2 protein-coding genes and 4 pseudogenes are annotated in these 6,132 nt (G+C 58.9%); 5 read left to right on the top strand and 1 reads right to left on the bottom strand.

The window, feature by feature from the left end:
• From CINSTRO3249_RS11550 to CINSTRO3249_RS18040, 5 genes and pseudogenes are all read left to right on the top strand, one after another.
• Positions 1 to 229: integrase core domain-containing protein (locus CINSTRO3249_RS11550; RefSeq protein ID WP_143146879.1), on the top strand; the 229-nt coding region annotated here is incomplete at its 5' end.
• A 200-nt stretch (positions 230 to 429) separates the two neighbouring features.
• Positions 430 to 1,695 (top strand): annotated as a pseudogene (gatZ, locus tag CINSTRO3249_RS11535) (tagatose-bisphosphate aldolase subunit GatZ).
• Between the two features lie 125 nt (positions 1,696 to 1,820).
• Positions 1,821 to 2,267: pseudogene (locus CINSTRO3249_RS18050) on the top strand (GAF domain-containing protein); the annotation flags it as partial.
• A 6-nt stretch (positions 2,268 to 2,273) separates the two neighbouring features.
• Positions 2,274 to 2,756: pseudogene (locus tag CINSTRO3249_RS18045) on the top strand (diguanylate cyclase domain-containing protein); the annotation flags it as partial.
• Positions 2,736 to 3,619: pseudogene (locus CINSTRO3249_RS18040) on the top strand (EAL domain-containing protein). The pseudogenes CINSTRO3249_RS18045 and CINSTRO3249_RS18040, both read left to right, overlap by 21 nt.
• 19 nt (positions 3,620 to 3,638) lie before the next feature.
• Here the strand turns inward: CINSTRO3249_RS18040 and CINSTRO3249_RS11520 are convergent.
• A complete protein-coding gene (locus CINSTRO3249_RS11520; protein WP_084790205.1) occupies positions 3,639 to 5,891 on the bottom strand; it encodes a putative bifunctional diguanylate cyclase/phosphodiesterase in 2,253 nt (750 codons plus the stop codon).
• Between the last annotated feature and the right edge of the window lie 241 nt (positions 5,892 to 6,132).

The following is a 6,132-nucleotide window of genomic DNA, read 5'->3' as shown; positions in this document are numbered from 1 at the left end:
CGGCGACTCCTACGATAATGCGATGGCAGAGAGTATCAACGGGTTGTACAAAACGGAGGTTATCCACCGCGGGAGCTGGAAAAACCGGACGGAAGTGGAGTTGGCCACGCTGGACTGGGTGGACTGGTACAACAACAGAAGGCTGCTCGGGCGGCTGGGTTACATCCCTCCTACTGAAGCCGAAATGAACTATTACGCTTTGCAATTAGCATCAGAGGAAGCGGCGTAGTATTGCCAAAATTACTCTCTAATAAACTCGGGGTTATTCAGTTTCAGCGTCAGCCAGGCGCTGTCTTACGCCAACGTCTGCGGCGCGCTGGCGGTCACCCGCCAAGGCCCCATGGAGGGCACCTCCAATCTTACGCAAATCGAGGCGTTTTTGCAGCGGCAGACGCCGGTTTCCGATAATCACAGCATTCAGGAACGTCAATGAAAACCTTAATAGCTCGACACAAACAGGGTGAACACCTGGGCATTTGTTCCGTCTGTTCCGCCCATCCGCTGGTGGTAGAGGCGGCGCTGCGTTTTGATCTGCATAGCGAGCGCCAGGTCTTGATTGAAGCCACCTCCAATCAGGTTAATCAATTTGGCGGTTACACCGGCATGACGCCGGCGGGCTTTCGCGATTTTGTTCAGGCCATCGCCGCCCGGGTCGGCTTTCCGCTTTCCCGTCTGATTTTGGGCGGCGATCATCTCGGCCCCAATTGCTGGCGCTATGAAACGGCTGAGGTCGCGATGGCGAAGGCGAAGGCGGCGCAACTGGTGGCCGACTATGTGCGGGCGGGGTTTTGCAAAATTCACCTCGATGCGTCGATGCCTTGCTACCGCTGCCGCCGGAAACGGTTGCGCCGCGGCCGAGGCCAGCGCCAGCGACGCCCAGCGGCAGGCGTTATGCTATGTCATCGGTACCGAGGTGCCGGTTCCCGGCGGCGAGGCGGATACGATAGGCAAGGTTCACGTGACCACGCCCGCCTCCGCGCAGGAAACGTTAAGCCTGCATGAAACCGCCTTCCGCCGGCTGGGACAGGCGCAGGCGTTTGATCGCATCATCGCCCTGGTGGTTCAGCCAGGGGTGGAATTCGATCACAGCAATATCATTCATTATCGCCCGGCCGCCGCCCAGGCGCTGTCGCGCTTCATTGCCACCACGCCATGGGTGTTTGAGACGCACTCTACCGATTATCAGACCCCGCAGGCGTTCGCACAGCTGGTCCAGGACCATTTCGCCATCCTGAAAGTCGGGCCGGCGCTGACGTTCGCCCTGCGCGAGGCGATTTTCAGTTTGGCGCTAATGGAAAAAGCGTTGGTACCGACAGAACGGCAAAGCCATATTCTGGCGGTGATCGACAGCGTCATGCTGGATGAGCCGAAGTATTGGGAACAGTATTACCATCCGCGCCACTCCCAGGCGATGATGGATTTACACTACAGTTTGTCCGATCGCATCCGCTACTATTGGCCGCAGGATCGCATCGCGGCGGCGCTGCGCCAGTTGATTGCCCAACTGAGCGCCTGCCGTTTGGCATGTTAAGTCAATATTTCCCGCTGCAATACCGGCGGGTGGTGGCGGGGGAATGCCGTGCGGATCCGCACAGTCTTATCATGGACAAAATCCAGGATGTGCTGCGGGATTACGCCTATGGCTGCCGGCCGCAGGCGGTCGCAGAGCTGGAGGTGCACGCGCTGTCGCGCTAAGGGTTAACGCCGGGCTTGAACACGCCGTGACGCTTCATTACGCGCATTATCGCTGACGAGATATAATAAATACGTTGGGCTGAAAAACGCAGCGCCAAACGTCATTATCTTTCTCGGGAGGCGGGATGCTGGATCATTTGGGCGGGAAGGAAAGCGAGAGCGAACGGCGCAAAATGATTGACGCGCTGGCGCGCAGCGAGCAGGCCGGTATTTTTAACCTGATCACCGCGCTGGCGTGTAAAATCCTGGCGGCGCCGACCAGCTTGATAACGTTCGTCGGGCAAGAAAAACAGGTTATTTATGCTAAACATAATTTTCCGCTGGATGAAACCCCTCGCGAGGATTCTTTCTGCCGTTTCGTGGTAGACGCGCAACAAACCCAGGTGGTCAATGACGCCCGCCAGGATGCGCGTTTCAGTCAGAACCCGCTGGTGCTGGGCTTTCCCCACATCCGGTTTTACGCCGGTACGCCACTGATAACCAAAAATAATATCGCCATCGGTAGCCTGTGTATCATCGATTATCAGCCGCGCACCATGAGGCGCCACGAACGGGAGCGGCTGGAAGCGCTCGGCGCCATGGTCACCGCGTTCATGCAGGAAACCCATCGGCTGGGGCTTATCGATCCTGTGACGCTGTTACCCAACCGGCAGCGGCTTTATGATGAACTGGCGGAGCTTGATGAGCGCGTACCGCGCTACGGATTGGCGCTGGTGGAAACCACCGACATCGTCCGCCTGTATGATACCGCCAAAGCGTTCGGTATCGCGACGGTAGAGGCGCGCATCCTGGCGGTAGCGCAGCGCATGCGGGAAGCGCTGGGATCGCGCTATCATCTTTACAGCGTGGCGTTCGGCCGGTTTGCCATACTGTATGACGAGGCGGACACCGCCGATCTGCTGGACAATATCCGCCGTTTGCGCACCGCGTTAAACGCGGGCTATGAGCGTTTTTATACCCTGACGTTTGAACTGAATACCGGTTTAACCCGCTTTGATACGGCGACCCGCCCCCAGCCGCAGCAAATTCTGCGCGAGTGCATGAGCGCGCTGCATGACGCCGTGAGCAGTAAGCGGGGCGTGATGCGCTATCATCCCGATAATGACCTGACGCAACAGCGGCTGACCACCATTGTGCAGGACTTGACCAAACGCATCTCGTCGGCGGCGGGGTTTGCCCTCCATTATCAGCCGAAATTGAACCTGCACACCGGCATGATCGAAAGCGCCGAGGCGCTGATCCGCTGGCGGCATCCGCTGTTTGGCGATATCTCGCCGGCGGAATTTATTCCGGTGGCGGAAAAAACCGGGTCGATTTCCGCTATCACCCGCTGGGTGCTGCGCGAAGTGCTGAAACATATGGCACTGTGGCGGCAACAGGGCCTGCCGCTGGCGGTGTCGGTCAATGTCTCGGTACAGGATCTGGCAAGCGAACGTTTCCTGCGGCTGATGCGTGAATTGAAACAAGCCTACCCGGAGTCAGCGGCGCAATTGGAACTGGAATGCCTGGAAACACAGGAAATTTTGCATAATGAACGGGCCTTAACCCATCTTGACACGCTTAAGCGTGAAGGGTACCGCATCGCCATTGATGATTTTGGCGCCGGTTACAGCAATCTTGGCTATTTGATGACCATGCCGGCGGACGTTATCAAGATCGTTCGCTGATAAGCAATATGGCGGTCGATGCGCGTAACCGGGTGATAGTCACCTATCTCATAAAAATGCTGCATGATCTGCATTATCAGGTGATCGCCGAGGGGGTCGAAGACCAGGCGACATTTGACGAAGTCGCTGCGTTGGGGTTTGACGGTGCGCAGGGATTCTATATTTCACGTCCGCTGCCGCTGGCGGCATTGGGTCAGTTTATGGCAGCGGCGGGGCAGCCGTGGCGCAGAGAAACAGACGCGGCGGCGCCGCATTGAGCCCCGGCGTAGACTCATCTCAATGGTGGACGCTGTCGGGCGACGATGCGCTGGCCAAAAGCGTCGCGACGCGCTGTTCCGATAACGCATTCGAGAACAATGGCCCCTGCAGTTCGTTACAGCCGACCTGCGCCAGCGCGGCCCGTTTTTCTTCACTGTCTACGCCCCGGGCGGTGACCGATACGCCCATGGCGTGGCCCAAGCGAATGACCGATTCGATGATGGCCGCCGCATTGTCGTCCTGACCCATATGCTGGACAAACGAGGGGTCGATTTTGATTTTATCCACCGGGAATTGATTGAGGTGCCGAATGCTGGCGTAGCGGACGCCAAAATTTTCTACGGTAATTTTGAAGCCGTTGGCCCGCAGCGATTGCAGGATGCCGAGGGAGTAATTGTCCTGGTTAAATAACACACTTTCGTTAACGCCCAATTCAATGCGCGACGGGTCGCAGTGCTGCGCCTGGAGAATCGCTAAGACGCGCTCGACGAAATCCGGGCTGTAAAAATGCACCGGCGTGATGCTCACCGCGATAAATCGGTCCGGCCAGTGCTGGGCAATGCGGCAGGATTGGGTTAGCATCCATTCCCCCAGAGCGATGCTTAAGCCGCTCTCTTCGGCCGTCAACAGCAACTGCGATGATGACAAATAGCGGTGCTGCGGGTGCTGCGGGTGCTGCCAGCGTAATTGCGCCTCGAAGCCGACAATCCGCTCCCCGGTGATATCCACCTGTGGCAGGAAATGCAGCGACAATGCCTCTGGCTGGCGCAGCGCGGCTCGGAGATCGCGCGCGATGGCTTCGCGCGCGCGCAGCGACTCGTCGAGGGATTGCTCGAACCACTGGAAGCCGTCGCGGCCGCGGGCCTTGGCGGCGTACAGGGCGATGTCGGCTTTGCGTTTCAAATCCTCTTTGTCGATAGCATCCGTCGGCGCCAGCGCGACCCCGATACTGACCCCGATGAAAATATCGTGCCCGCCGAGCTGAAACGGCTGCTTGACGGCATCAATAATGCGTAGACCAAGCGCCCGCACATCTTGCCGCGCCTTGACGTCGCGTTGCAAAATCAGGAATTCATCGCCGCCGGTGCGTGCCACCAGACAGCCTTCGCTTACCAGGGTGCACAGTCGCGCCGCCACCGCTTTAATAAGCGCGTCGCCGCCGTGATGGCCCAGGCTGTCGTTAACCTGCTTGAACCGGTCCAGATCCAATGCCAGCAATGCCGTGCAGTCAGATTGGCGTGCGGGATAGGCCAGCGCTTGCGCCAGGCAATCGTCGAGCATCGCCCGGTTGGGCAGGCCGGTGAGCACATCATGATAGGCGACGTGCAGCGCCTGTGCCTCGCTCGCCTGCAGCGCAATCACCGTTTGGCGCAGACGCAGCGCCGATTGCCAGATGGCGCGCATCATCCAGGCTATCACGGCAAGCAGCAGCACCGCTACCGGCAGTATCACGGGCCAGGTAGCGCGCAATACCTCGGCGCCGGGATGCTGTGGCCGCCAGCGGATGGCGCTGACCGGCTGTCCCTGCGGGTCGATAAGCGTCAGGGCGGTTTCATGACGGCTCTGCGGGGTTGCGCTAAAGCGTAAAGGATTAAGCCAGTGGCGATGGCTTAAGGTGTTGATGAAGGTGTCGTCCAGCGGCACCACGCTAAGCAGATAGAATACCGGGCCGGTGGCACCGGCCGGCGCACGCACCGGGCTTACGGCGAGTATTACCGGTTGGCCAGCGACACGGGCAAAGGCGGCCAGACCGCGCGGGACCAGCTGCAGCGCCGGCGTCAGACGCGCGCTATTCTCGCGCGCCGCCAGTAGGGCATTTTGCGGCAGGCGGGACGCGGCGGCAATAAGCGGTGCCGCCAGCGGCAACAGCGGCAGCACCGCCTGTGGCGCAACCCCCTGGCCGTTCACTGCGGCGTAGATGCCCTGCCGGTGGGCGTTAAGCAGGTACACCTGCTGATGATGAAATACCGTAAACAGCCAACCGCCGATATTTTCGTCCAGCCAGTGGCGGTCGAGGGTAGGCCGGGTGAGTTGCGCGTATACCGGTGGCCAGGCGGCGATGCTGTATTGTTGCACCGCCAGTTCGTGCAGTTGATGAGAGAAAGACGCGCGCACCGATTCTTGTTCGCGGCGGACCACATTCGCGTTGATATGTTGGGAGGTCAGCCACAGGCTTGCCGCCGCGGCGCTCAGCGTCAGGAGCAACACCAGCAGTAAAGGGATTGAAACATTTTTGCAGTAAATGCGGGGAAATCCTTCGGGTAAAGCCATACGATTATTCAACAGTCAATGTTTCCTGTTGCGCCGCAGCGGGCGCCGGTCGTGGTAATGTCACACCCCTTAGGCTAGAAGAGGCAAACCGTTTAAGCCAGTTTTGTGCGCCTGTGAATCACCCCGGATAAATTAGAGTCTATACTTTAAAAGTGGAGGTCTCTATGACAACGACCAAACGTTACTCTCCGGAAGTCCGTGAACGGGCAGTTAATCTAGTGCTGGAAACTCAGCATGAGCA

Origin of the sequence: Candidatus Sodalis sp. SoCistrobi, from assembly GCF_900143145.1 — a bacterium.
Lineage (GTDB): Bacteria > Pseudomonadota > Gammaproteobacteria > Enterobacterales > Enterobacteriaceae > SoCistrobi.
Note: the sequence above shows the minus strand (reverse complement) of the source record. Positions and strands in the feature narration are given on the sequence as shown.

Bases quoted from the DNA above. Each gene is read 5' to 3' on its own strand.
- CINSTRO3249_RS11520 (WP_084790205.1), bottom strand. From the start codon at position 5,891: ATGGCTTTACCCGAAGGATTTCCCCGCATTTACTGCAAAAATGTTTCA.